Annotated in this window: 23 protein-coding genes; 16 read left to right on the top strand and 7 right to left on the bottom strand. The window is 69.7% G+C overall.

Annotated elements, in window-relative coordinates:
• Positions 1-7 precede the first annotated feature (7 nt).
• Positions 8-544 carry a DUF5946 family protein gene (locus ACWEOO_RS16375; protein ID WP_452143658.1) on the top strand — a complete coding sequence of 179 codons (537 nt, stop codon included), beginning with the start codon at positions 8-10 and terminating at the stop codon, positions 542-544.
• Between the two features lie 324 nt (positions 545-868).
• Positions 869-1,459 (top strand): transglycosylase family protein, encoded by a 591-nt coding sequence (locus ACWEOO_RS16370; protein WP_363712452.1) that lies wholly within the window; start codon positions 869-871, stop codon positions 1,457-1,459.
• A gap of 133 nt (positions 1,460-1,592) precedes the next feature.
• Here the strand turns inward: ACWEOO_RS16370 and ACWEOO_RS16365 are convergent, their stop codons facing one another.
• The 3 genes from ACWEOO_RS16365 to ACWEOO_RS16355 are packed head-to-tail and all read right to left on the bottom strand — an operon-like array spanning position 1,593 to position 3,478.
• Complete coding sequence (locus ACWEOO_RS16365; protein ID WP_452143657.1) at positions 1,593-2,237, bottom strand: class I SAM-dependent methyltransferase; 645 nt, start codon at positions 2,235-2,237, stop codon at positions 1,593-1,595.
• Between the two features lie 10 nt (positions 2,238-2,247).
• Positions 2,248-2,889 (bottom strand): Pr6Pr family membrane protein, encoded by a 642-nt coding sequence (locus ACWEOO_RS16360; protein ID WP_452143656.1) that lies wholly within the window; start codon positions 2,887-2,889, stop codon positions 2,248-2,250.
• Between the two features lie 40 nt (positions 2,890-2,929).
• The gene (locus ACWEOO_RS16355) at positions 2,930-3,478 is read right to left on the bottom strand and encodes a 2TM domain-containing protein (RefSeq protein ID WP_452143655.1); all 549 of its coding nucleotides are present in this window, start codon (positions 3,476-3,478) and stop codon (positions 2,930-2,932) included.
• A 76-nt stretch (positions 3,479-3,554) separates the two neighbouring features.
• Between ACWEOO_RS16355 and ACWEOO_RS16350 the strand changes: the two genes are divergently transcribed.
• The 3 genes from ACWEOO_RS16350 (at position 3,555) to ACWEOO_RS16340 (ending at position 6,873) form a co-directional block, all read left to right on the top strand.
• On the top strand, positions 3,555-4,160 hold the full coding sequence (locus tag ACWEOO_RS16350; protein ID WP_452143654.1) for a TetR/AcrR family transcriptional regulator: 606 nt from the start codon (positions 3,555-3,557) through the stop codon (positions 4,158-4,160).
• A gap of 78 nt (positions 4,161-4,238) precedes the next feature.
• Positions 4,239-4,751, top strand: coding sequence for an AAA family ATPase (locus ACWEOO_RS16345; protein ID WP_359931742.1), 513 nt, complete (start codon positions 4,239-4,241; stop codon positions 4,749-4,751).
• 34 nt (positions 4,752-4,785) lie between these two features.
• Positions 4,786-6,873, top strand: coding sequence for a molybdopterin-dependent oxidoreductase (locus tag ACWEOO_RS16340; RefSeq protein WP_452143653.1), 2,088 nt, complete (start codon positions 4,786-4,788; stop codon positions 6,871-6,873).
• 83 nt (positions 6,874-6,956) lie between these two features.
• Here the strand turns inward: ACWEOO_RS16340 and ACWEOO_RS16335 are convergent, their stop codons facing one another.
• The gene (locus tag ACWEOO_RS16335; protein WP_452143652.1) at positions 6,957-7,979 is read right to left on the bottom strand and encodes a LacI family DNA-binding transcriptional regulator; all 1,023 of its coding nucleotides are present in this window, start codon (positions 7,977-7,979) and stop codon (positions 6,957-6,959) included.
• 279 nt (positions 7,980-8,258) lie between these two features.
• Between ACWEOO_RS16335 and ACWEOO_RS16330 the strand changes: the two genes are divergently transcribed.
• From ACWEOO_RS16330 to ACWEOO_RS16300, 7 genes are all read left to right on the top strand, one after another.
• A complete protein-coding gene (locus ACWEOO_RS16330) occupies positions 8,259-9,008 on the top strand; it encodes a sugar phosphate isomerase/epimerase family protein (protein ID WP_452143651.1) in 750 nt (249 codons plus the stop codon).
• Between the two features lie 76 nt (positions 9,009-9,084).
• Positions 9,085-10,182, top strand: a complete 1,098-nt coding sequence (locus tag ACWEOO_RS16325) for a Gfo/Idh/MocA family protein (RefSeq protein WP_452143650.1) — start codon at positions 9,085-9,087, stop codon at positions 10,180-10,182.
• A complete protein-coding gene (locus ACWEOO_RS16320) occupies positions 10,179-10,784 on the top strand; it encodes an SGNH/GDSL hydrolase family protein (RefSeq protein WP_452143649.1) in 606 nt (201 codons plus the stop codon). The genes ACWEOO_RS16325 and ACWEOO_RS16320 overlap by 4 nt, the downstream gene beginning before the upstream one ends.
• A 71-nt stretch (positions 10,785-10,855) precedes the next feature.
• The gene (locus ACWEOO_RS16315) at positions 10,856-13,333 is read left to right on the top strand and encodes a glycoside hydrolase family 2 protein (protein ID WP_452143648.1); all 2,478 of its coding nucleotides are present in this window, start codon (positions 10,856-10,858) and stop codon (positions 13,331-13,333) included.
• 91 nt (positions 13,334-13,424) lie between these two features.
• Complete coding sequence (locus ACWEOO_RS16310; RefSeq protein WP_452143647.1) at positions 13,425-14,162, top strand: 3D domain-containing protein; 738 nt, start codon at positions 13,425-13,427, stop codon at positions 14,160-14,162.
• 129 nt (positions 14,163-14,291) lie between these two features.
• Positions 14,292-15,029, top strand: a complete 738-nt coding sequence (locus ACWEOO_RS16305; protein WP_452143646.1) for a polysaccharide deacetylase family protein — start codon at positions 14,292-14,294, stop codon at positions 15,027-15,029.
• A 516-nt stretch (positions 15,030-15,545) separates the two neighbouring features.
• Positions 15,546-17,183, top strand: coding sequence for a DUF222 domain-containing protein (locus ACWEOO_RS16300; RefSeq protein ID WP_452143645.1), 1,638 nt, complete (start codon positions 15,546-15,548; stop codon positions 17,181-17,183).
• A gap of 516 nt (positions 17,184-17,699) precedes the next feature.
• On the opposite strand, the gene ACWEOO_RS16295 is transcribed toward ACWEOO_RS16300, so the two are convergent.
• Entirely contained in the window at positions 17,700-19,160 is a 1,461-nt protein-coding gene (locus ACWEOO_RS16295) for an NAD-dependent succinate-semialdehyde dehydrogenase (protein ID WP_452143644.1), read from the bottom strand.
• 195 nt (positions 19,161-19,355) lie between these two features.
• On the opposite strand from ACWEOO_RS16295, the gene ACWEOO_RS16290 reads away from it, so the two are divergent.
• The 4 genes from ACWEOO_RS16290 to ACWEOO_RS16275 all read left to right on the top strand — a co-directional run bounded on the left by ACWEOO_RS16290 (position 19,356) and on the right by ACWEOO_RS16275 (position 24,969).
• Positions 19,356-19,634, top strand: a complete 279-nt coding sequence (locus ACWEOO_RS16290) for a helix-turn-helix domain-containing protein (protein WP_359931713.1) — start codon at positions 19,356-19,358, stop codon at positions 19,632-19,634.
• Positions 19,635-19,684: 50 nt separating this feature from the next.
• Complete coding sequence (locus ACWEOO_RS16285) at positions 19,685-22,606, top strand: ATP-binding protein (RefSeq protein WP_452143643.1); 2,922 nt, start codon at positions 19,685-19,687, stop codon at positions 22,604-22,606.
• A 164-nt stretch (positions 22,607-22,770) separates the two neighbouring features.
• On the top strand, positions 22,771-24,000 hold the full coding sequence (locus tag ACWEOO_RS16280; protein ID WP_452143642.1) for an ROK family transcriptional regulator: 1,230 nt from the start codon (positions 22,771-22,773) through the stop codon (positions 23,998-24,000).
• A gap of 384 nt (positions 24,001-24,384) precedes the next feature.
• Positions 24,385-24,969, top strand: a complete 585-nt coding sequence (locus tag ACWEOO_RS16275) for a hypothetical protein (RefSeq protein WP_452143641.1) — start codon at positions 24,385-24,387, stop codon at positions 24,967-24,969.
• On the opposite strand, the gene ACWEOO_RS16270 is transcribed toward ACWEOO_RS16275, so the two are convergent.
• Together ACWEOO_RS16270 and ACWEOO_RS16265 are read right to left on the bottom strand one after the other, a co-directional pair.
• A complete protein-coding gene (locus ACWEOO_RS16270) occupies positions 24,966-25,736 on the bottom strand; it encodes an alpha/beta fold hydrolase (protein WP_452143640.1) in 771 nt (256 codons plus the stop codon). The two genes, ACWEOO_RS16275 and ACWEOO_RS16270, sit on opposite strands and share 4 nt — an antisense overlap.
• Positions 25,733-26,407, bottom strand: coding sequence for a DUF998 domain-containing protein (locus tag ACWEOO_RS16265; RefSeq protein WP_452143639.1), 675 nt, complete (start codon positions 26,405-26,407; stop codon positions 25,733-25,735). Before ACWEOO_RS16265 ends, ACWEOO_RS16270 begins: the two co-directional genes overlap by 4 nt.
• Between the last annotated feature and the right edge of the window lie 54 nt (positions 26,408-26,461).

The following is a 26,461-nucleotide window of genomic DNA, read 5'->3' as shown; positions in this document are numbered from 1 at the left end:
TCAACGAGTGAACGCTCCGAATGGCACGCACGAATCCACGACCTGCCCCGGCTGTGGCGCCGTCCTGCCGCTTTCACAGTGGCCCGGTACGCCGAAGTACAACGCGTCCGGCGCGTGCGCGGAGGTCGCCGGGGAGCTGCTCGGCTTCGAGGTGCAGCACGCGGCCCGGCTCGGATACCTGCACCAGCTGCGGATCGACGCGTACGGCGCACAGCACGTCGCCCCGGCCGCGCCGCGGATCGGGCCGGTGTTCGCGCTGAACGGTCTCTACATGTTCTTCGAACGCGGCTCGGGCAACATCGACGTCCGCACCGCGCACGGGATCATGGCGAACTCGTACGCCGACTGGCCGCGCCTCGTCCCGCCGGCCCGCGTCGGCGAGGTGACGGCGTACGACGTGCTCACCGCGGGCGGCGTCGACGAGGTCGAAGCGGCACTGCTCAAGTGGGCCCGGGGGGTCTGGGAGTCGTGGCCGGAGGACGACCGGGAGACCATCCGCGAACTGACCGTTCGACTGGTCCCGGAACGCTGGTTCAAGCGCTGAAAAACTGATCGGTTCCCAGGCGTACAGCTCGGCGTGTCGCGGCCCGGAAACCGTTCTGTTGTTGGGCTTTCGGAAGTTCAGGCTCCGGAAAAACTTCGGGGCAGATCACGGATTGGTCTTGCGTTTCGGGCGATCCTCACACAGGATGACTCAGGTCGCGTCGTTACCGTGGCGTGACCATTCGGACGCTGTCCCGTGACCTGGTCGGCGACGCGTCCGGGTGCCTCCCCCTGCACGGTGCGTTCCACCATGCCCAAGCTCACGAGGAGCGCTTTCCAGATGTCCAAGGCCCGACATGCGCGCGCCCGGCGAAGCACTCGCCGGGTGGCCCGAACCATCTCCATCGCCGGTCTGGGAGCCGGTATCACCGCCGCCGGCGCCGCTTCGGCGTTCGCGACCGACTACAAGGTCAAGTCCGGCGACACCCTCTCCGAGATCGCCCAGGCCAACGGCGCCGACTGGCACGAGCTGGCCCGGATCAACAACCTGAAGGACCCGAACCTCATCCTGATCGGGCAGACCCTCACGCTCGACGGGGTGCAGAAGGCCGCCGCCGACCCGGCGCCGCGGACCACCCAGAAGAAGGCCGAGAAGGCCGAGACGAAGAAGAGCTCGAAGCCGGAGCGCAAGGCGAAGACCAGCCGGTCCGAGGACCGCCCGAAGAGCAGCGGCAAGGCCAACCTGAGCGGCGCCTGGGCGAAGGTCGCGAACTGTGAGTCCAGCGGCAACCCGCGCGCTGTGAACCCGGCCGGTTACTACGGGCTGTTCCAGTTCGACCTGCGGACCTGGCGTAGCGTCGGCGGCTCCGGCAACCCGGCGAAGGCCTCCGCGGGTGAGCAGCTGATGCGCGCGAAGAAGCTCTACGCGCAGCGCGGCGCGTCCCCATGGCCGGTCTGCGGTAAGTACCTGCGCTGAGCCGGACCCGGCCGGGCGGGCGACGGTAGACCGTCCTCCCACGTTCGTCCGGCCCACTGGACCGCTTCCCGCCCATCGTGACGGGTCAGTGGCGCACTCATCCGTGAGCGCGATGGGTGGGAAGCACCAGAGTTCAGCTGCGCGTGATGACCAGCATCTGGTCGGCGCCGACCTGGAACTCGTAGGGCACCTTGCGGATCTCGTAGGTGACGCCGTCGAGGGACTCCAGCAGTTCCGGCAGCCACGGGATCGTTGCCCCGGCACCCTGTTGCACCAGCGGGAAGATCCGCACCTCGGAGTTGCTGACCCTGATCAGCTCGCGCAACGCGGCCTCGTGCCAGTCCCGGTCGTACTTGCCGGACCAGGTGAACAACAGATGTGAGCACAGCACCATCTCGAACCGGCGATCCCCGAACGGCAGGTCCGGCAGGCCCGCGGCGACGTACCGCTCCGGCGCCGCCTCGACGTCCTGCAGGAACCGGTCGGCCGCCTCGATCCGGTACTGGTCCTTCCGCTCCGGCGACCCGTACCAGTGCCAGACGAAGCTCCCCGCATGCTCGTCGACGATGCCCGACGTCGCCGGCAGGCTGCGCCGGACGCTGTCGACGAGCTCGGCATGGTCCAGCTCGTACGCCGGATCGGCGGCGATCGCGTCCACACCACGGGCGGCAGCCTCGGCCGTGAAGCCGGCACCGCCCGCACAGCAGTCGAGCACGGACTCGGGGAGTTCCACCAGGTCGAACATCGCTTCGTACTCGGCGTACGATCGCGAGGTCACCAGCACGGGTCTACCTTTCGACGGTTGTCTTCCGGCGCAACCGGCGGTCGAGGGTGGTCGCCCCCGCCGCCAGAGCCAGGAACAGTACCGCCACCAGCAGACAGTTCAGTAGCACCCGCCCGTACCCGTGCTCGTCGACGTTCACGAACGGGTACGGGTAGAAGTGCACGAACTCGCCGCGGATCAGCGTGAACGCGAGCCACAGCAACGGGTACACGATCGACCACCCGACGATCCGCCAGTCGGTCTGACCACGCGGCCCGAACAAGAGCCAGCCGAGGACACCGGCAATCGGGGCGGCAGTGTGCAGCAGGAAGTTCGACACCCAGGCCCACCCGCTCAGCTCGTCCAGCCCGGCCAGCACCGCGTGATAGACGATGCCGGTCACCGCGATGCACAGCACACCGTTGAGCCGCAGTGTCTTGAACACCGCGCCCCGGATCCGGTCCGGCCACAGCGCGAGCACGAGCACCGTACCGCCGAGCAACAGGTTCGACTGGATCGTGAAGTACGCGAACACGTTGAACAGGCGTTCGGGCGCGGTGGAGAAGAAGCCCTCCTCGTTCTGCGCCGACAGCGGCAACTGGATCACGATGCCCGCCAGGACCACTGTCACGGTCAGCCAGGTCCAGATACGCCCCGTCGTCGTCATGAACGCAATGTACGACGACCACGAGGCGTACGCCGGGACCTCAGACGGACTCCTTCTCCCGGTCCGGCGCCTCGTCGCCCTCGAAGGAGTAGCTGAAGGACACGATCGCGTCGATCACCAGCACGATCGTCCAGGTCCAGGCCGGCCCGAGCGCGGCGTCGTACCCGCGGCCGGAGAGCAGGCCGAGGCCGATCATGATGCCGACGGCGACGACGTACGCGAGCAGGTGCCGGAACCAGCCGGCGCGCTCCCGGCGGGCACGCTCCGGACCCTTCTTCGGCGGCTTGACCGGACGCGGGGCGCCTGCCATGTAGTGCGCGGCCCACTTGTCCGCCCACTTCAAGGTCTGGTGGCCGAAGCCGACGCTGACGCCGATGAAGATCGCGGCCAGCGAGTGCTTGAACGACGGCTCCGCTCCCCGCTGGATGTCGACGACGCTCGCGACCAGCATCACGACGTCGACCAGCGGCACGCCGGCCAGGAGCACCAGACCGATCTTCGGCAGCCGGAGCAGGTAGCGGGCCGCCAGGCCTGCGACGAGCAGGACCCAGAACCCGATCTCACACGCGGCGATGACAGCAAGCAGCACGGTGTTCCCCTCCCGAGTTTTTAAGTACGACCGTGTTGTAAAACGAGGCTAACACAGCTGTGCTAAAAAGGACTACATGCCGAAGATCGTCGACCACGCCGCCCGCCGCGAGGAGATCGCCGAAGCGCTGTGGCGCGTGGTCCGCCGGGACGGGATCCGGGCGGCCTCGGTGCGCACGATCGCCGCCGAGGCGGGCTGGTCCGCGGGCGCGGTGCGGTACTACTTCCCCGACCAGGACGGGTTGCTCAGCTTCGCGATGGATCTGGTGTCGCGCCGGGTGACCGAGCGGGTCGCCGCGATCCAGCCGAAGGGCTCCGCGACCACGATCGCGCTGCGCTACCTCGAGGAGGCCCTGCCGCTGGACGCCGAGCGGCGCGCAGAGTTCGACGTCTGGATGGCGTTCATGGCGCAGGCCCAGGCCGAGTCCGGTGCCGGTGGCCTGCGCGCGCACGTCGACACCGTGCACGACGGTCTGCGGCAGCTGTGCGAGTCGCTGCTGAACGCGCTCGCCGAGGACGGCGCGCTCCGGGACGATCTCGAGGTACGCCGGGAGGCCGAGCGCCTGCACGCCCTGATCGACGGCCTCGCACTGCACGCCGCCATCCAGCCCGACCGCACCAGCCCGGCCCGGGTCCGGCAGCTGCTGCGCCACCACCTCGAGACGCTGATGGCTCGGCAGTAACCCCTTGCAAACCTGGGTTTTCGGACAAGAATCGCCGAGACCGGTCTAAAACCGCGCGGCACGTGGCACGATCACCGCATGGAGTCCGAGGGGGTGATCGTCGTCAGCGGAATCATGGCGGCGGGGAAGTCGTCGGTGTCCCAGATGCTCGCCGAGAGGTTCCAGTACGGCGTGCATCTGCGGGGGGACGTTTTCCGGCGGATGATCGTGAGCGGGCAGGCGTCGATGGCCGACGACGTGCTCGCCGCACAACGCCAGCTGCAGCTGCGCTACCGGCTCGCCTGTCAGGCCGCCGACGAGTACGCGAAAGCCGGCTTCACCGTGGTCCTGCAGGACGTGGTGATCGGCGAGCTGCTGCGCGAGTTCCTGGACGGCATCCGGACGCGGCCGCGGTACCTGGTCGTGCTGACGCCCCGGCCGGAGGTCATCTCGACCCGGCTCGGCGGCGCGCACCATCTGGTCGACGAGCTCGACTACGAGCTGCATGCGTTCAGTCCGCGGCGCGGGCTCTGGCTGGACAACTCCGACCTGTCGGTGGGCGAGACCGTGGACGCGATCCTCGGCCGGCTCGACGAGGCGCGCTTCGACTGATGCGGCCGTCGCTACCCGGGGGTAGTTTGAGTGGATGACCGTACGGCGGACGTCCTGCAACCTCTGTGAAGCGATCTGCGGCGTGCTCGTCACCGTCGAGGACGGCCGGGTCACCGACATCCGCGGCGACGAGTCCGACCCGCTGTCCCGCGGTCACATCTGCCCGAAGGCGGTCGCGCTCCGCGATCTCCAGGAGGACCCCGACCGGCTGACCACACCGGTCCGGCGCACGGCCGACGGCTGGCAGCAGATCGGCTGGGAGGCGGCGTACGAGCTCGTCGTCGGCAAGCTCGCCGGGATCCAGCGTGAGCACGGACGGAACGCGGTCGGGGTGTACCTCGGGAACCCGAACGTGCACAGCCTCGGCGCGCTCACCCATCTGCCGACGATGGTCCGGCAGTTGCGGACCCGGAACCGGTTCAGCGCGACCTCGATCGACCAGTTGCCGCACATGCTCGCGTCGTACCTGCTGTACGGGCACCAGCTGATGATCGCAGTGCCGGACATCGACCGGACGTCGTACCTGTTGATGCTCGGCGCGAACCCGCTGGCGTCGAACGGGAGCATGATGACCGCACCCGGTTTCGGAAAACGCCTCAAGGAAGTGCGGAAACGCGGCGGAAAAGTCGTCGTCGTCGATCCGCGGCGGACCGAGACGGCAGCGGTTTCCGACGAGCACCACTTCGTCCGGCCGGGGACCGACGCCGCCTTCCTGCTTGCCCTGATCCATCAGGTGATCTCCGACGGTCACGCGCGCGTCGCGGCATACGTCGACGGTCTCGCGGCCGTGGAGGCCGCGGTGGAGAAGTGGACCCCGGAACGGGCTGCGGAAATCACCGGAATCCCGGCGGACGCGATCCGGCGGATCGCGTCCGAGTTCGCGACGGCCGAGCGGGCGGCCTGCTACGGGCGGGTCGGGGTGTCGACGCAGCAGTTCGGCGCGATCTGCCAGTGGGCGATCCAGGTGCTGAACATCATCACCGGAAACCTGGACCGCCCCGGCGGGACGATGTTCCCGCGGCCGGCGGTGAACGCGTTGCTCGGGCTCGGGCGCGGCCACGTCGGCGCCTGGAAGAGCCGCGTTCGCGGCCTGCCGGAGTTCGGCGGCGAGCTGCCGGTGTCGACGATGGCCGAAGAGATCCTGACGCCGGGCGAGGGGCAGATCCGGGCGATGGTGACCGTCGCGGGGAACCCGGTGCTGTCGACACCCGACGGCCGCCGGCTCGACGAGGCACTGGGGTCGCTCGAGTTCATGGTCGCGGTGGATCCGTACATCAACGAGACCACGCGGCACGCCGACGTGATCCTGCCACCGGCGCCGCCGCTGGAGCGGGACCACTACGACGTGATCTTCCACCAGCTCGCCGTCCGGAACACCGCGCGGTGGAACGACGCCGTCCTGCCGAAGCCCGCGTCGGCGCGGCACGACTGGGAGATCTTCCGGGACCTGGGGCTGGCGCTGGTACGCCGTACCCCGTGGAGCCGGCGCCGCGTACAGACGACGGCACGGCTGCGGTTGTCACCGCGGCGGATCGTCGACGCCGGGCTGCGGATCGGTCCGTACCGCTTGTCGGTCGGGACGCTGCGCCGGTCACCGGGCGGGATCGATCTCGGGCCGTTGCAGCCGGCGCTGCCCGGAGCGCTGCGCCGGACGTCGAAGCGGATCGACCTCGCCCAGCCGATGATCCTCGACGATCTGCCGCGGCTGGATGCGCTGACGACCGTCGCCCCCGGCGAGTTGCTGCTCATCGGCCGCCGGCACCTGCGCAACAACAACTCCTGGATGCACAACTCCGCGCGCCTGGTGAAGGGCAAGCCGCGGCACCAGCTGCTGATGCATCCGGGCGACCTCGCCGACCGCGACCTGACCGACGGCCAGCTGGTCACCGTCACCTCGGCGGCCGGCGCCGTCTCGGTTGAAGTTGCCTCTAGCAACGACATGATGCCCGGCGTGGTCAGCCTGCCGCACGGCTTCGGCCACAACCACCCCGGCGCGCGACTTTCGGTGGCCAGTCAGGTCCCCGGTCCGAGCGCGAACGACATCACCGACACGGCCTTCGTCGACGCCGTCGCCGGCACCTCCGCGGTCAACGGCGTACCCGTCACCGTCACCGCCGGCTGAGCAGCGCCGACACACGCGGGGTTATCCCTGCCTGATGGGGGTTCTTCGTCGGCATACCGACGAAGAACCCCCAAGGCGAGGGGTTATCCGTTCGCGCGAGGTGGGGGGCCGGAGCTGTCGCGGATGAGCAGGAGGGGCGTCGAGTAGAGGTGCGACTGGGGTTGGGCGCCGGCCAGGAGGTCCAGCAGGCGGTGGGTCACCTCGGTTCCGTAGCCGACCACGTTGTGGCTCAGGGCGGTGAGTGTCGGGTGGGTGATCCGGCACAGCGGCGAATCGTCCCAGGCGACCAGGGTGATGTCGTCGGGGATGCGAAGGCCGAGTGCCTGGACGACGGCCAGTCCGGCCACCGCCATCAGGTCGTTGTCGTAGACGATCGCGGTCGGGCGCGGGGTGGCGGCGAGGACCTCGCGGGTCGCGTCGGCGCCCTGCGTGGCGGAGTAGTCGGTGTGATGGGTCGAGGCCGTCAGCCCGAGCCGGCAGGCAGCCAGGTCGTACGCCTGGTCGCGGATCCAGACGTCGCCGAACTCCGGCGGACCGGCCACCCGCGCGATCACCCGGTGGCCGAGCGACGCCACGTGGTCGAGCGCCGCGGTCATCGCCGCGGCGGCGTCCGTCCAGACGCACGGCATCCCGTCGGCGAGCGCGGGATCGCCGACCAGGACGGCCGGCAGACCGAGCGTGCGCAGCACCGGGATGCGGGGATCGGCAACCCGCAGGTCGACGACGATCACGCCGTCGACCCGGCGCTCCGCGGCCCACTTCCGGTACGTCGCGATCTCGTCGTCCAGATTCGCGACGACCTGGAGCGCGAGCGAGTACGACTTCTCGGCCAGCACCGCCTCGATCCCGCCGACGAAGCCCATGAAGTACGGCTCCTCGCTCAGCGTCTGCGCGGTCCGGGCCAGGACGAGCCCGAACGTCTCGCTGCGCGCCGCGGACAACTGCCGGGCGGCGCGGTTCGGCGCCCACTGCATTTCCGCGGCGACTTTCAGCACTCGCGCCCGGGTGGCCTCGGACACCCCGGGCCGATTGTTCAGGGCGTAGGACACTGCGCCTTGTGAGACACCGCAGCGCCGTGCGATCTCTTTGATGGTTACGTGCGACACGATGGGACTCCTCCCCAGCGACCGGACCGCTGACGAGCGATCCGGACACTCACAGTGTCCTCCGTCACGCACACCATGTCAGGATCTCCGCACAGAAAGTGACCTCCCCGGGACCACCGGGGCTGAGCGGCCTGTCAGGTGACCGCCCAGTCGTTGGGCGGAGGGTGGTGTGGACGGGGCCGATTGGGATACGGTTTGCGTCGTTACTTAACCGGTTCGGCTTATCAGTCGGCGCCAACCCCAGGGCAGCGGGTGCGGTGCCGCCGACAAGGAGAAACCATGGTCGCAAAGGACCACCTGTCCCTCCAGCTGTACACGGTCCGGGGCAAGCTCGAAGAGGACTTCGACGGCACCCTGGCCCGCATCGCGGAGATCGGCTACACCAAGGTCGAACCCTTCGGTGTGACCGCCTTCGCGGACCGTCTGGCCGACGCGCTGCCCAAGCACGGACTCTCGGCCCCGACCACGCACGCCGGCCTGCTCCGCGAGGACAGCGCCCCGATCCTCGCCGCGGCGCAGCGGCTCGGCATCACCACGGTGATCGACCCGCACACCGACCCGGCCCGCTGGCAGGCCGCGGACGACGTCAAGGCGATCGCCCAGGGCCTGAACGAGGCCGCGAAGGTTGCCGCCGACCTCGGCATCACGGTCGGCTACCACAACCACCAGTTCGAGCTCGAGTCGACGATCGGCGGCGCGCACGCGCTGGAGATCCTCGCGGACAACCTGTCCGACGAGGTGATCCTCGAGGTCGACACGTATTGGGCCGCGGTCGGCGGCGCCGACGTACCGGCGCTGCTGAAGAAGTTCGGCGAGCGGGTCACCGCGATCCACGTCAAGGACGGCGACGGGACCCTGAACAACAAGGCCCAGGTCGCGGTCGGCGACGGCACCATCGCGGTCCGGGACATCCTGGCCGCGGCGCCGCAGGCGCTCCGTGTCGTCGAGCTGGACGACTTCACCGGCGAGATCTTCGACGCGGTCGAGGGCAGCTACGCCTTCCTCACCGGAGAGGGCGCACCGGCGTGAACGAGCGAAGCGAGTTCACCATCAAGCACAGCGCCCTTCGTGCCTCATCGGCGCCCGCAGCGAAGCGAGGACGACGATGAGCTTTGTGGGTGTAGGTGTGATCGGCGCCGGAGTCATCTCCGACGCCTACATCAAGAGCATGCAGAGCTTCCCGGACCTGAAGGTCGTCGCGATCGGCGACCTGCGGCCGGAGGCCGCCAAGGAGAAGGCCGAGCAGTACGGCATCGAGACCCACGGGGGTCCCGAGGCGGTGCTGAACAACGCCGACGTCGAGATCGTGGTCAACCTGACCATCCCGATCGCCCACGTCGAGGTGGCCCTCGCCGCGGTGGCTGCCGGCAAGCACGTCTGGAGTGAGAAGCCGTTCTCGCTGGACCAGGAGAGCGGCCTGAAGCTGCTGGCGACGGCCCAGGACGCGGGCCTGCGGCTGGGCTGCGCCCCGGACACCATCCTGGGCCCGGGCCTGCAGGAGTCCCGGCGGATCATCGAGCGCGGTGACATCGGTACGCCGCTGACCGCGCTCACCCTGATGCAGTCCCCCGGCCCGGAGTCCTGGCACCCGAACCCGGCGTTCCTGTTCTCCGACGGCGCGGGTCCGCTGTGGGACATCGGCCCGTACTACCTGACCACGCTGGTGCAGCTCTTCGGCCCGGTCGCCGCCGTCGCGGGGATCGGCTCGAAGTCGCGGGACAAGCGCACGATCGGCTCCGGTCCGCTGGCGGGGACCGACTTCGACGTCACCGTGCCGACGCATGTCAGCGCGATCGCGAAGTTCGAGTCGGGGCAGTCGTCGCAGAGCATCTTCAGCTTCGACTCGCCGCTGCCGCGGGCCGGGTTCGTCGAGATCACCGGTTCGGACGCGACCCTCGCCGTACCGGACCCGAACGGGTTCGACGGTGCGATCAAGATCCGCCGGCGCGGCGCGGAGGACTGGGAGACGATCGCCGAGACGAAGGCGGTCGCACAGCGCGGGACCGGCGTCCTCGAGATGGCCCGCGCCATCCGTGCCGACCGGCCGCACCGGGCGACCGGCGCGCTGGCGTTCCACATCGTCGACGTGATGGCTTCCATCACCGACTCGATCGACACCGGCGCGTTCGTGGACGTGGCGAGCACGGTCGAGGTCGCGCCGATCCTGCCCGACGACTGGGACGTCACGGCGGCCACTCTGTGAGCATCCTTCTGGATCCCCGGCGGACCGTCGTGTTCGCCGGGGACTCGGTGACCGACTGCGGCCGCCGTACCGATCCTTCCGGACTCGGTGACGGCTACGTCCGCGAGCTGTCCGACGAGCTCGGCGAGCGCCGGCCGGCGATCGTCAACGCCGGCATCAGCGGCAACCGGGCGGCCGACCTGGCTGCCCGGTGGACCGCCGATGTGCTGGCCCACGACCCGTCGCTGGTGTCGATCCTGATCGGGATCAACGACACCTGGCGGCGGTACGACGAGAACGACCCGACGACCCCCGAGGACTTCGAGGCGTCGTACCGGTCGCTGCTCGACCCGCTGTCGTGCCCCGTGGTCCTGATGGAGCCGTTCCTGCTGCCGGTGAAGGACGGGCAGGAGGAGTGGCGCGAGGACCTCGACCCGAAGCTCGAGGTGGTCCGGAAGCTGGCCGTCGAGTACGGCGCGATCCTGGTCCCCACCGACGCCGAGCTGACCAAGCAGGCCGTGTCGGCCGGTGCGGCGACGCTCGCCGGCGACGGCGTACACCCAACCGCTGCCGGACACCGCGCCCTCGCCGATCTGTGGCGACGGTACGTCCTGGACGCCTGACGTTCCCCTGCTTCCGTGCCTGGCGGGAGCAGCGCGGTTCTACTAAACCGGTTCACCTCTGGAGCCCGACTGTGACATCACTCAAGACCTTCGACCTGACCACCGAGGGCGGTGCTGCCTGGACGGTGCACGCCGTCGAGGGGCCGGCGCCCGACGGCCTGATCGGCCGCGCCGTCGCCGCGACCGTGCCGGGCGAGGTGCACACCGACCTGCTCGCGGCCGGCGAGATCCCGGACCCGTTCGACGGCGACAACGAGTCGCAGCTGCACTGGATCGGCCGCACCCGCTGGGCATTCCAGACAACGTTTTCCTGGGTTGCTGACGGCAACGACCGGCAGGAGTTGGTGGCCGAGGGGCTGGACACGGTCGCGACGGTGACGCTGAACGGCCAGGAGCTCGGCCGGACCGCGAACCAGCACCGCTCGTACCGGTTCGACGTCACCGGCGGTCTGGTGGCCGGGGACAACGAGCTGACGGTCGAGTTCGAGGGACCGGTGACGGCGGCCGAGGCGGAGCGCGCGAAGGTCGGCAGCTGGCCGCACACCAACCTGCACCCGTACAACGAGCTGCGGAAGATGGCGTCGAACTTCGGCTGGGACTGGGGACCCGACGTTGCCACGGCCGGCATCTGGCGCCCGATCCGGATCGAGTCCTGGTCCGATGTCCGGATCTCCTCGGTCCGGCCGCTCGCCCGAGTGGACGGTTCGGACGGCGTGCTCACGACGCATGTCGAACTGGCCTGGGCCGACGACGCAGCCGGTGAGGCCACCGTGACGGTCGAGGTCGGCGGCACTCGCCAGTCGGCGACCGTCAAGCCCGGCACCGACACCGTGGAGCTGGTCAGCTCGGTCGCCGACGTGGACGTCTGGTGGCCGCGCGGGTACGGCGAACAGCCGCTGTACGACGTGACCGTGACGCTGAACGACGACGACTGGCACGCTCGGATCGGCTTCCGGAACGTCACCGTGAACGTTGCCCCGGACAACGACGGTACGCCGTTCGTGCTGTCGGTGAACGGCAAGCCGATCTATGTGCGCGGCGCGAACTGGATCCCCGACGACGCGTTCGTCACCCGTCTGAACGCCGACACGTACCGGACCAGCGTCGAGGACGCGGTCGACGCGGGCATGAACCTGCTGCGCGTCTGGGGCGGTGGGATCTACGAGAGCGAGCTGTTCTACGACGTCTGCGACGAGCTCGGCATCCTGGTCTGGCAGGACTTCCTGTTCGCGTGCGCGGCGTACTCGGAGGACGAGCCGCTGCGCAGCGAGGTCGAAGCCGAGGCTCGCGAGGCCGTCACGCGACTGAGCCGGCACGCCAGCCTCGCGGTCTGGAACGGCAACAACGAGAACATCTGGGGGTACGTCGAGTGGGGCTGGCGGGCCCCCCTGGCCGGCCGGCCGTGGGGCGCGGGGTACTACCTCGACCTGCTGCCCCGCGTGGTCGCGGAACTCGACCCGCGGACGCCGTACTCGGCCGGCAGCCCGTACTCGTTCGACCAGTTCATCCACCCGAACGACGACCGGCACGGCACCATGCACATCTGGGACGTCTGGAACCAGGTGGACTACACGACGTACCGCAAGTACAAGCCGCGGTTCGTGTCGGAGTTCGGGTTCCAGGGGCCGCCGGCCTGGTCGACGCTGACGTCGGTGGTGCACGACGTGCCGCTGGATCCCTACGGCTCGCAGATGCTGGTGCACCAGAAGGCGTTCGAGGGCAACCTGAAGCTGGAGCGCGGCCTGGGTGAGCACCTGCCGGCCTGGAAGGACGACCGGGGCGGTGGGGCGGGAAATGCAGCAAACATGGCCGACTGGCACTGGACGACGCAGCTGAACCAGGCGCGCGCTGTTGCCTATGGCATCGAGCACTTCCGCTCGCTGTTCCCGTTGAACACGGGAGCGGTTGTCTGGCAGCTCAACGACAACTGGCCGGTGGTCTCGTGGGCAGCCGTCGACGGGCACGGGATCCGCAAGCCGTTGTGGTACGCGTTGAAGCGCGTGTACGCCGACCGGCTGCTGACCGTTCAGCCCCGGGAGGACGGCCTGGTCGTTGCCGCACACAACGACACCGACGCGGTATGGTCGACCGAGGTCACCGTCACGCGGCGGTCGACGCTCGGCGACGAGGTGCTCGCCCGGGAGACGTTCGCGGTGGAGATCGCGGCCCGCTCCGCGGTGGTTAACGAGCTGCCGTCATCCGTCGCGGTCGCCGGGAAGCCTGCCGCCGAGTACCTCGAGGTGCGCGGCGCGGACGGCGTCACGGCGTACTGGTACTTCGTCGAGGACACCGAGCTGCAGCTCGCGGGTGACGCGTACACGGCCACGGTCACGCCGACCGAGGACGGGTACGACGTGACGGTCAGCGCGACCGCTCTGGCGAAGGACCTGGCGCTGTTCCCGGACCGGCTGGACGCGGCAGCGCGGGTGGACTCGTGCCTCGTCACGCTGTCCACGGGCGAGAGCCACACGTTCCACGTCACCGGCGCCGACACTCCGGCCGAGATCGCCGTGCCGGTACTGCGATCGGTGAACGACCTGCTGAACTGACTTACGTCGAGACCTTGACTAATGGTGTGGCGGGACCGCTACTTGGGGGTGAAACCCCTTGGTCCCGCCCCACCTCGGAGGTCTTGCCGTCATGCGCGCTCTCGCCGTCGTCCTGCTGAGTTTCGCTTCCCTGCTGGTTGCTCCGGCCACCGCGTCCGCGGCCCTGCCGGCCTGTCAGCACTTCTACACCGGGCCGATCCCCGACCGGCCGGTCTCCGGCGGGCACGGCAACGGTACGACGGCGCCGCCGTACGACGTCAGCGGCCGGCTGCCCGCACCGAGCGGGATCAACGGCGGCCTCGGCGCGGACGGAAAGGTGACGTTCACGTTCAACCGGGTGGCCGGCGCGAAGGCGTACCGGGCGTTCCGGAACGGGCAGGCGCTGCAGTGGATCAGCGACTGGGGTCAGCCGACGCTGCAGGTCACTGACACGAGCCCGTGCGACGGCGCGCACTACCAGGTGTACGCGATGACGGCCGAGGACACAGCCGCGTCGTCGATCGGCCAGATCAGCACGTCGTACCGGCTGGACTCCTCGAACCGCTTGGCGGCGTACCGGGTGCCGGTCGGGACCACGCTGAACTATCGCGTGTCGGCGTACAACGACGTCGCGCAGACCGCGCTCGGCTACAACGCCGGCACCGGGATCTGCGCAGTGGACGCGCGGATCATCCCGTGGGGTACACGGCTGTACGTCCCCGGCTACGGGCACTGCTACGCGGCGGACATCGGCAGCTGGATCAAGGGCGACATCGTCGACGTCTGGTTCCCGCCGGGGCCTGACGCGGACAACTGGGGCATCCAGCGCCTCACGCTGACCGTAGAATGATCCTTTGTGACCTGGGGGAAACGCGTTGCGGTCGGTGCGTTGCTGATGACTGTTGCCGGATGCAGCGACACCACACCGACCGCCGGAGTCGTCACTGAGACACCACAGACGCGTGCTCCCGCTGCACCGGTGCCTACGGTTCGTCCGACGCTCGTGCCGGTGCAGGCGAAGCCGGGTGCCTCTGGCAACGTCAAGCTGATGCCAGTGCTCGACCACGGGCCGCGCGACCAGAAGCGGATCGCGTTGACATTCGACGCCGATCTGACCGCGCTGATGCGGAAGCGGCTGGTGTCAGGGCAGGTCGAGTCGTACTACAACAAGGCTCTGATCGACGAGCTGCGGGCGCTGCACGTGCCGGCAACCATGTTCCTGACAGGGATGTGGATGGAGCAGTATCCGCAGGTGGTGAAGGAGCTCGCCACCGACCCGCTGTTCGAGCTGGGGACGCATACATACGACCACCGCGGTTTCACGAAGCATTGCTACACGCTGGGGACGGTGCCACGCGCACAGATGCTGGCCGACGTACGGCGGGCCGTCGTGCAGCTGGACCAGCTGGATCCCCACGCCACAAGGTGGTTCCGCTTCCCCGGCGGCTGCTACGACGCCGCCGCCCTACGCGAACTGGGCCCAGCCGGCGTGACAGCCGTTGGCTTGGACGTGCCGGGCGCGGACGGGTTCGCCAAGTCACCCCAGCCGATCATCAAACAGGTCCTCGACCACGCCCAGAACGGCTCGATCGTAGTACTCCACATGCACGGCGGCGACAACGCGCCCTACACCGCCCAGGCTGTCGGCCCGATAGTCCACGAGCTTCGAGCACGAGGCTACGAGCTGGTCACCGTCACCCAACTGACTAGAGGCTGACCCAGCGAACTGACGCCTCAAGAACAAGAAGAACAGAAATAGAAAGGGCTGAGTGCCCACTCGCCCCAGCATCCCACTCCCACTCAGGCTGCCGACAGAGACAAGAGAGACAGAGTGGCTGGGTGCTTGGTCGCCTCGGCATGCAGGTGCGGTTTGCATCGCTACCCCGGGCCGAGCGGGCCCGGGCCGAGCAGGCCCGGGCCGGTCCTCCGGGAGAACGTGAGGAGGCTGTTGCTGACCGGTCGCGCGGACAGCCGCGGAACTGCTCCAGCAAGAGCTCAGCGAGGCCGGCGCATGCAGCCTCCTCCCGTACCAGGTCGGTGTCTGTTCCTACAGACCGACTGTCACCGGCCCGCCGGACCATTTCGGAGTGCCGAGCGTGGCTGCGTTGGTGTGTGGGCGGAGCGGGTGCGGGGGTTTAGCTGGGGTGTTTGCTGGTGTGGGCCCACGAAAAGTCCACAAAATAAGCGGATTCCGGCTCGGAAACTGTCGGTGGGACCGTCTAGAGTCGGTGGCATGGAACTTCTGGGCGAGCGGCCGGCGTGGTCGATGGGTGGCGGCGAACTGCTGTCCACTCTCGACGCGGTGGAGGCCGAGCTCGCCCGCCTGGAGGCCTACCGGCTGAGCGTGATCGCCGCGATCGAATCCACCGGGTACGCCGAAGAACTCGGCGCCCGCGACACCGCCGAACTGCTGCGGTTCCGCTACCGGCTGGACGCACCGGCCGCCCGCCGCACCCTCCGGCTCGCCCAGGCCGCCCCGCACTACCCGGCCGTATCGGCCGCCCTGGACCGCACGGCCTCCTCCGCACCCACCGACACCCCCGACGACAGCGGATCCGGGGAGGGTGGATCCGGGGACGGTGGTGGTGTTGGGTGGTTGCTGCGGCCGGAGCAGGCGGCCGCGATCGTGTTCGGGCTCGACCGGGTCCGGTCGCGGGTGCCGGTGGCGCACCTGGACGCGGCGGCGGAGCAGCTGGTCGGGCTGGCCGGTCACCTGTCGCCCGGCGAGCTGCGCACCGCCGCCAAGGAGATCGCCGACCTGCTGGACTCCGACGGCCCCGAGCCCGAAGAACTGAAGGCGTATGAACGGGAGTCGCTGACGCTGTCGGCCGCGGACAACGGCGTGAAGTTCAAAGGGTTCCTGGCCAACGAGAACGCCGAACTCCTCCGCGCGGTCGTCCACGCCGGGGCCCGCCCACACAAGACCGTCGACGGCGAACACGACCCCCGCCCACGTGACAAGCGCCAGGCCGACGCGCTGTCGGATGCCTTGAGTATCGCCGCCGCCGTATGGGACACCACCGGCCCCACAGTCGGCCCCACAGCCGGCCCCCCAGTCGGCCCTGCCACGGGCACCGAGGGCGCCGCGAGCACGCCGGGTACCGGGGACATGGCAGGCACCGCGGCTTCGGCGGCTGAGGGCGCTGAGGGCGTCGACACAGCCGGCGCCGCGGGCACTGCCGGCGCCGCGGGCGCAGGTGGTCGGGTGGCCAGGTATGGCGCAAAGGCGAACATCACGATCACGATCGACCTGGACGACCTGAAGGCCGCGACCGCGGACGCGATCGGGCGGACCGTGTACAGCGGCGGGCTGTCCGCGGCGACAATCCGGCGGCTGGCCTGCGACGCGAACATCATCCCGTTGGTGCTCGGCTCGAACTCCGAACCGCTCGACGTCGGCCGCCGCGAACGCCTGGTCACCAAGGCGATGCGCCGCGCCCTGGACGCCCGCGACCGGGGCTGCGTGGTGTGTGGGGCCCCGCCGATCATGTGCGACGCCCACCACCTGATCTCCTGGCTCGACGGCGGCGACACCAAAGTCTCGAACCTGGCTTTGCTGTGCCGTCGTCACCACGTCGACCTCCACAACGGCCACTGGCGCATCACCATCACCAACGGCGTCGTCCACGTCACCCACCCCACCTGGGCCGAACCCTCACCCACCCTCACCGCAGCCCGACGCCCCGCACCCCCGCGCGCCCACCCACCCGGCGGCGAGACGGGCCCGCGCGAGTCCGAGCCCGCTGAGGCCGCTGAGGCCGGCCTGCGGGCGTCCGAGGGCGTCGCGGTGGAGACCGTCGCCGACCGCTCGCGATGGCGGGCCGACGAGGCTGCGCTCCGGCAAGCGGCCGCCTTCGCAGCCACCGGTTGAAGCCGGACAACCCAACAACCTCCTACCCGCAGACCTGCGGGTAGGAGGCCGCTGTGCTGCGGCAAGTCAGGAGACGGCCGAATCCTCCAGCCGCCACCGGCTGAGGCCGGACAACACAACACCTCCTGCCGCAGACCTGCGGGTAGGAGGCCGCTGTGCTGCGGCAAGTCGGGAGACGGCGGAATCCTTCCAGCCGCCTCCGGCAGCGGGCGGCTCGTCCTGTCGCCCACACCGAACCGATGAGGACACCCACCCGCTCGCGCACGGATCCGCCTTACACGTCATGCCTTGCCGGCCGCCGCGAACGCGGACCTCGGCTGTCGACGAGGGGCAGAACCGGGCTGCCCGCAGGCTCGTGATGATGGGGCGGCGGACGAGCAAGACGGCACTCAGACCGCGCAGACAAACCAACGGCTGACCGCCGAAGCAGGCCACCCCTCTCAATCCCTTGTCTGAAAGGCCAACTCGAGCCTTCTGAAGAGCCTTCTTTTCTTCCTGATCGTCTGCGCTTTCCGCTCAGTCGATGTTGACTGCGACGTACTTGGTTTCCAGGTACTCGTCGATGCCGACCGATCCGCCTTCGCGGCCGAGGCCGGATTGTTTGACGCCGCCGAAGGGGGCGGCGGGGTTGGAGACGATGCCCTGGTTGAGGCCGATCATCCCGGCCTCGAGGCGCTCGGAGACGCGGAGGGCGCGGCTCAGGTCCTTGGTGAACAGGTAGGACACCAGGCCGAACTCCGTGTCGTTCGCCATCCGCACGGCCTCGTCCTCGGTCTCGAACGCGGTCAGCGGCGCGACCGGCCCGAAGATCTCCTCCTGCTGCAGCCGGGCACTCCGCGGTACGTCGGCCAGCACCGTCGGCTGGAAGAAGTACCCGTTGCCGTCAGCAACCGCCCCGCCGGTGAGCGCGCGGGCGCCCTGCGCGATCGCGTCGGCGACCAGGTCGGCCACCTTGTCGCGCTGCTTGCCGTCGATCAGCGGGCCGACGTCGACGCCGTCCTCGGTGCCGCGGCCGACCTTCAGCCGGGACATCCGCTCGGTCATCCGGGTCGCGAACTCGTCCATCACCGACGACTGCACGTAGATCCGGTTGGCCGCCGTACAGGCCTCGCCGCCGTTGCGCATCTTGGCCAGCATCGCGCCGTCGACGGCCTTGTCGAGGTCGGCATCCTCGAACACCAGCAGCGGAGCGTTCCCGCCGAGCTCCATGCTGGTCCGCAGCACCTGCTCGGACGCCTGCTCGAGCAGCGCACGCCCGACCGCCGTCGACCCTGTGAACGAGAGCTTGCGGGCGCGGCCGTCGCGGATCAGCGGCTCCATCACACCACCTGCGTCGTGGGTGGTCACCACGTTGAGCACGCCGGCCGGGAGCCCGGCCTCGGTCATCAGCTCGGCCAGCTTGAGCATCGACAGCGGCGTCTGCGCGGCCGGCTTGATCACCATCGTGCAGCCCGCCGCGACCGCCGGGCCGATCTTGCGGGCGCCCATCGCCGCCGGGAAGTTCCACGGCGTGATCAGCAAGCACGGACCGACCGGCTGGCGCATCACCAGGAACCGGCCGGAGCCGTTCGGCGCGATCTGGTAGCCGCCGTCGATCCGGACCGCCTCCTCGGCGAACCAGCGGAAGAACTCGGCCGCGTAGGCGATCTCGCCCTTGGACTCGGCGACCGGTTTGCCCATCTCGAGCGTCATCAGCAACGCGAGGTCGTCGGCCCGCTCGGTCATCAGCTCATAGGTACGGCGGAGGATCTCGCCGCGCTCCCGTGGCGGCGTCGCGGCCCAGTCGGCCTGCGCGGCCACGGCGGCGTCCAGCGCGGCCTTGCCGTCGGCCGGACTCGCGTCGGCCACGTCGCAGAGCGCCGTCCCCGTGGAGGGGTCCTCGACGGTCAGGGTCTTGCCGCTCTCGGCCGCCACCCACTTGCCGCCGATGAACAGCTCGGTCGGACAAGCCTCGACGACTTCCCGCTCTCGTGACATGAGCCTGCCTTTCGCCTAGTCGGGCAGTACCCAGATTAGGCGGTCCGGATGAGCGCCCCGAGAGGTACGCTCGCCACAGCCGAGAGCTCACTCCGTGGCCGAGTAGCAGCGGCCACGGCCTGGCTCCCGGCTCCCGCACAAATGTGGGTGCCGATCCCCCATGCGCGCCGTCGCCCTGGCTGGCAACCTGTCAGCGTGCTCAACTCAGCGGTGCGCCGGGACAGCCTCGCGGCGGAGTCCGACTGCGAGGTGTACGAGCTCGACGCGCACCGCCCGGACCAGGCCGAGGAGCTGACCAGCCGTCAGATCGCGATCGGCCGGCTGATGTCCACCGGTCTGAAGGATGCCGCGGTGGCCCGCGAGCTCGGTCTGTCGCTGCGGACCGTGCGGGCCGAGATCAGCGCGATGGTGGCCGCGCTCGGCGCCAGGTCCCGCTTCCAGGCCGGCTGTTTGCTGACCCGCCGCTACGGCTGAGCCATGTCCTGACCTGCGGCGCCGAGGCGCCGTCGTTACAGTTGGCTGCCATGCAGCCCCGTTCGCCCGCGGTGGTCGGCAGACACCGGGAGATCGAAGGTCTTCACCGGCTGCTGGCCGACGCTCGCGGCGGGCGTGGCGGCGCGGTCTTCCTGGCCGGCGAGCCCGGGATCGGCAAGAGCCGGCTGGCCGCTACGGCCACCTCCCGCGCACTCGACGACGGTATGGCGGTTCTGCGTGGCCGGGTCGGCGCGATCGGCACGATGGTCGCGTTCCGGCCGTTCACGGAGGCGCTGCTGTCGTTGGTGCGACGCGGCGAGATGCCCGCGACCGAAGCTCTCGGACCGTACCGGCGCGTGCTGGGGCGTCTGGTCCCGGACTGGGACGACGGTACGTCGCACAACACCTCGGCTTCGCCGGTCCTGCTCGGCGAGGCCGTACTGCGGCTGCTCACGCTCGTCGGGAAGGACCGCGGCTGCCTGCTGGTCCTGGAGGACCTGCACGGTGCAGACCCGGAGACGCTGGCCGTCGTCGAGTACCTGCTCGACAACCTGGACGGGCAGCCGATCGCGCTGGTCGCGACGACGCGGGACGAGGTCTGTCCGGCGTACGAACTGGCCAGCTCGTCGGCACAGCGGGGCGCGGCCGGACTGGTCGCGTTACCGCCTCTCCAGCGCCATGACGTGGCTGAGCTTGCCGCAGGCTGCCTAGAGGTTCCGGTTGACGACGTACCGGAGCGACTTGTCCATCAGTTGTGGCAGGACAGCGCCGGAAGCCCTTTTGTTGTTGAGGAACTGCTGCAGGAGGCGGCCCGCTCCGGCCAGCTCGTGACAAGCCCGGACGGCCGCGTGCAGGTGGCCGATGACCTGCGCGGGAACGTGCCGGACGCGGTAGTGCGCAGCGTCAACGGCAGGACGGCGCAGCTCGGGCCGCAGTCGCAGGACATCCTGCTGCTGGCCGCTGTCATCGGGCACCGGTTCCCGTTGAGCGTGGTACGCAAGGCCGCCAGGGTGGACGAGCGCTTGCTCCTGACAACGCTCCGGGCCGGTACGGCGGCGCAGCTGGTCGAGCCGGACGAGCCGGCGCCGGACTGGTACGCGTTCCGGCATCCGCTCACCGCCGACGCGTTGGTGACCGGTCTGACGCCGACGGAACGGTCGGCGCTGGCCCGGCGCTGTGCGGACGCGGTCGAGGAGCTGTACCCCGGACTGCCCGGCGAGTGGTGTCCGATGGTCGCGGAGCTCGCCGAGACGGGCGGGGACCGCGGCCGCGCCGGGCGACTGTTCGCGCTCGCGGGGCGTCGGTCGTTCGACGACGGGTCGGCCGGCTCGGCGGTCAATCTGCTCGACCGCGCGAACGTGCTGCTCGCGGATTCCGACGTCGTCGACCGGGCCGACGCCCTCAGCTCGCTGCTGCTCGCCCTCAGCGCGACCGGCCGGCTGGAGTACCTCGCCACACACGCGGAGACAGTCGACGAGCTCGCGGACCGTAACCTCGACAGCCGCAAGGTGGCCGCCCTGCACGTCCAGCTGGCGAACGCCGAGATGATCGCGGGCCGCTGGGCGGACGCGCTGACCCACGTGGCGACCGCCCGCTCGCTGCTCGGCCCCGAGGCAGACGATGCCGATCTCGCGCCGGTCGACGTCGTCGCGGCGAACCTCGAACTGTCCCGGACGAGCCCCGATCGGATCGAGACCGCCGCCGCACTGGCCACCCGGGCCGTCGCGGCCGCCGAGCGTGCCAAGCTGCCCGAGGTGGCCTGCGAGGCCCTGGACCTGCTGGGGATCCTGGCCCGGGAGCACGACCTGGACCAGTCGATCGCCTATTTCCACCGCGCACGCCAGGTGGCCGAGGACCACTCGCTGGCGTTCCAGCGCGTCTGCTCGCACATCTTCCAGGCGGGCACGATCTGCCTGGCCGACGGCAGTGTCCGCGAGCTGGGGCGCGCCCGGCAGCAGGCCCTGCGGGTCGGGGCGATGCCGCTGGCGTACGAAATCGACGGCATCCTCGGGCAGCAGGCGGTCCTGCGGTCCGAGTACACGCTGGCCGCCGAGCTGATCGACGAGTGTCTCGAGATCACCCGGCGGCTGCGGGTCGGCCGCTCGGCGACGTACTTCCTGGCCACCAAGGCGATGCTGGAAGCCCACCAGGGCCGACGGTCCGCGATGGAGGCGGCCCTGGCCGAGGCCGCGAACTGGGGCGGCGAGCGGGCGTCGTACGAGCTGCCGTACTCCTACGGTCTGGCGAGGACGTTCTGCGCACTCCTGGAGGAGGACCGTGAGCTGGCTGAAGCCGATATGGCACAGGCGCTCGAGTACGACGCGCAGAACCCGACCACGCTGCACATGGTGGGTAAGAACGGTCTGGGGCTGCTGCTGGACGTACTGTCCGGCCGGAGCGGCTGGGCGCAGTTCAAGACGGTGACCGCGACCGCCGCGAGCGGGATGCGGTGGAACAAGCAGTACGTGCAGCTGGCGCACGCCGTATTGCTCGGACGGGACGGACAGGTCGAGGCGGCCAACGCCGCTGTGCTCGCCGCGGTCGACACCGCCTCGCTGTACCCGATGGCGAGTCAGCTGGGTCTGCGGCTGGTCGCGGAGCCCGCCCACGCCGACGGGTGGGGTGAACCGGTCGGGTGGTTGCGGCAGGCCGAGGAGTACTTCCACAACGCCGGCATTCCGGCGGTGGCCAGCGCCTGCCGCGGTCTGCTGCGGCAGTTCGGTGCGACGGTGCCGCAGCGGCGGAGCGGTTCCGAACACGTACCGGCGTCGCTGCGCCAACTGGGCGTCACCGCGCGGGAGTACGAGGTGTGCCGATTGCTCCTGGACCGGATCGGTAACAAGGCGATCGCAGCCCGGCTGCACATCTCGCCGCGAACCGTCGAGAAGCACGTGGCCGGGCTGCTGACGAAGACACAGCAACCGGACCGCGACGCGCTGAGCAGTTTCGTCCGGAGCGTTCTTCGGAACTGAGCAGTGCCGATTCCGGGCACGGATGCGTGTGCAGAACGCTCCGGGACCTCTCGGGTGATAGTTGTCGACTCACGCACCGGTGTCCGCCAGTCGGCGCGCGCAATGGACAGTATTTACGAACGCTCGCTATCTATACTGTGCGAGTGGCAGGCAAGGGGTCGGACATGAGCAAGGGAACGGTCGGCGGCGGCGGCACGACGATGCTGCGGCGGATCAACGTCGCCTCGGTCCTGGATGCGGTCCGCCGATCCGCGCCCGCGCCGCTGCGCGTCGCCGAACTGGTCGAGCGCACCGGACTGGCGAGGCCGACGGTCGCCCAGGCCGTCGACGAACTGCTCGACGCCGGCTGGCTGCAGCAGCACGGCCCCGACTCCGCGGACCGCTCGCTCGGCCGCCCGGCCATCCGGGTCTCGCTGCGCGGGCGCGCCGCTCCCGTGCTCGGGCTCGACGTCGGCCCGCACCGGGTCACCGTCGGCGTCTCCGACCTGGCCGGCCGCAAGCTGTCGCTGGTACGGCGCTCCGGGCCCGGCTGGACCGCGCAGGAACTCCTCGGGGTCATCAGCGAGGTGATCAACGAGGCGCTCGCGGAGGCCGACGTACCGGCCGAGGACATCGCCGCCGCGGTGGCGGCGAGCCCGGGCATCGTGGACGAGCACACCGGCCGGGTCCAGCTGGTCCCGAGCGTACCGGGATGGTCGGCGATCGACCTGATCAAGCACGTCCGCGGCCTGCTCGACTGCCCGGTCATGCTGGACAACGACGCCAACCTGGCCGCGCTGGCGATCGCGGCCGCGCGCGGCGGGACCGGCACCCTGCTGGCGGTCCAGTGGGGTGAGCGCCTCGGCGCCGGCATCGTGATCGACGGCCGGCTGCACCGCGGCACCGGCGCGGCCGGCGAGATCGGCTTCATCGCCACCGACCCCGACGACGTGATCAACCCCGACGACAGCCGCGGCCCGCTGGAACGCGCGGTCGGCTCCGAGGCGATCGCGGCGCTGGGTCGTCAGGCCGCGCTGGACAACCCGCAGTCGCGGCTGGCCGAGCTCGGCGGCGAGCAGCTGGACACCGCGGACGTGTTCGCCGCGGCGGCGGAGCGTGACCCGGTGGCGCAGGCCGTCGTACAGCAGGTCGCTCGGGCGTTCGCGCGGGCGTTGGCCCCGTCTGTCCTCGTGCTGGACCCGACGGCCGTCGTGATCGGCGGCGGTGTCGCCCGCGCCGGCGCCGTACTGCTGGACGCCATCTCGGACCAGCTGCGCCTACTGACTCTCAACCACCCGAAGCTGGAGCTCTCCGCACTGGCCGAAGACGCGGTGGTGACCGGCGCGATGCGCATGGCCCTCGACGAGGTCTGGCAGCGCAAACTCCCGACACCAGCAATGACCAGCACTACTTAGGCCCCTTCACCAGCTTGGTACCGGGCGCGCCGCACCAGCAGGTGTAAGCGAGCTCGTACAACACCTGCCCCGCCCGATCCACCCGGCGGTCCAGGCCCGTCACCATACTCATCGGCAGCAACATGCGCCGGTCACACGCCGCACAGGTGATGACGATCATCGCGCTCGCCAGCCGTAGGCGCGGTTCACGTACAAGCGGTGAATCCGCCGCCAGTGCGCCTGAACATCGTCGACCCACCACTTCCATCGCACCATCCGCTCACCTCACTGCAGAACGTCACTGCCACGACTGTTTCAGTAGATTGAGCGTACGACAGTCGCCGGCGGAGTGGAAGTAGCCGGGCCCGCTACACGAGCCGATCAGGAGGACGCCCGCCCGGCCGAGTGTTGGCTGGACGTGCTGCAATTGAGTACATGGCCAGGAAGGCACTACCACGCCGCCCCCAGCCACTGGACGTCACTGGCACCGCAGATGTGCAAGCGGAGATCGACGCACTCTCCAGCCGGTTGTCGAAGGTCCCAGCGGCGGATGGCGGCCTGGAGTGGGACGCGAACAGCAAGCGGGTGACCGTCAGGCTGGTCGGCGCTCTCGACGAGACATCGTCAATCGTCGAAGTTGTGAAAGCGTCGGTTCTGACCACAGCGCAGAGCTTGATGGCCAGAGGCTTCACCGTTGAGTTCCAATCGGTCCGCTATTCGCGGGCCGAACTGGAACAGCTGGCGATCCGGCTGTTCGCCACCGTGGAGGAGTGGGCGCCGGGCCTGACGACGTACTCCAGCCGGACCGGCACCCGCACGGGCCTCGGTGGAGGCTGGGACGCGGAGAAGAACCGAGTGGTGCTCGAGGTTCCGCACGACGAGAGCCAGGCATGGATCGAGCGAGTGAGTGCGCTGAACGACGACCGAATCACGGTCGAGACCTACCTGCCGACACCCGGCGGCATCGAGTCAAGGCGCCCGAGACTTTAGCCCAAGCCTGGAGTCGATCGTCCGGAGACCGCGGTGGCGATGGCGTCGGGGCGGTCCAGGTGGACGAGGTGGGCTGAGTTGGGGAGGACCTCTACTGTTCCGCCCAGGCGGGCGGCCAGGCGTTGCTGGCCTGCCAGCCAGCGCTTGGCGGTGAAGCGGGAGGTGCCGCCGGTTGCCACCAGCACGGTCGTGGGAGCTATGGGGTCCACCGGATCAGCGACCAGTTTGGCGACCTCGGCGGCAAGCTCCCAGCTGCCGGCCAGTTCGTCCCAGAACAGCAGCCACGAACTGTCCCCGCCGTACCTCGCCCTGGCTGTTGCCTTTGACAACAGGTCGTGGTTGGACATGCTGCCGAGCCGCACGATCAGCCGCCGGACCGCGGGACCGAGCAACCGCGGTACGCCGACCCGCCCGAGGAACCGCGCCGCCGCCCGCACGGCCCGGTCCCCGCGCTTCCCGGGGTAGAACGCGCGCAGCCCCGTCTCCGAGGTGAGACTGGTGTCGACCAGCACCAACCTGGTCACCTCGTACGGCCGCGTCAGCGCCCACCGCAGGACGGCCAGTCCACCGATGGAGTGGCCGACCAGCCCGATCTCCGCGTCAGGCTGTACGCCGGCGGCCGCGCGCAACGCGTCCACGCCGGACGAGATCGGCGTCCGCCACGGATCGATGACGCGCACGTCCTCCCCCGGCAACAACTCCACCACCCGACCGAACTCCTCCGGAGTCTCAGCCAGGCCAGGCACCACGATCCACGTCACGGTCATCGAGGTAAAGCGTGCCTCAGACCTGGTAGCAATGTCCCCAGCATTACGCAGACGAGCAGTACCGCTACGCGTTGGAGGATGCCTGGAGCGTGCAGGTCGTTGCCGGTGACGACGTCGTAGCCGGTCTGCAGGCCGAGCCAGGTCTGCGTCACTACGACCCCAAGAGCGAGTACGCCGACCGCCTTGCCTCGGGCTCCGACCCAGCCGGACCGGCGGAGGACCAGGACCGCGAAGACGCCCATGGCGATGCTGCCGAGGCCTGCGAGCGTCGAGGTCACCTCGTGGAGGACCAGCGCCACCCCGACCTGGCCGTTCGCCTCAGCCGCCCGGCACGCGGCACTGGCGGATGGTGCGCAGTCCATCGGCGAGAACGAGTCGAACAGTGTGCCGAGGCCGAAGACCGCCGTACTGGTCAGCAGACCGGTCACTTCCCGCCGGAACCGTGCTGCCGGTCTGGCCAGCAGTACGGCGACCAGCAGCAACACGCCCGTCGCCAAGTCCATAACCCGTGCGTACAAACTCGTGGGCTGGTCCCGCGCGCCCAGCTCACTGAGGAACGAGTGCTGGACGTCGAGCGGAAAGCCGGCCGCCGCCTCCAGCAGCAGGCTGCAGTACAGCACACCGGCAGCGAGCATCAGGTTGCGAATGAGGCGGTAGGGAAGGGCGGCCATGGCTACACCGTGTCATGTCAACCTAAGTATTGACTGTGGCGTCAGCTGTACTGT

This window comes from Kribbella sp. NPDC004138, assembly GCF_053603655.1.
Note: the sequence above shows the minus strand (reverse complement) of the source record. Positions and strands in the feature narration are given on the sequence as shown.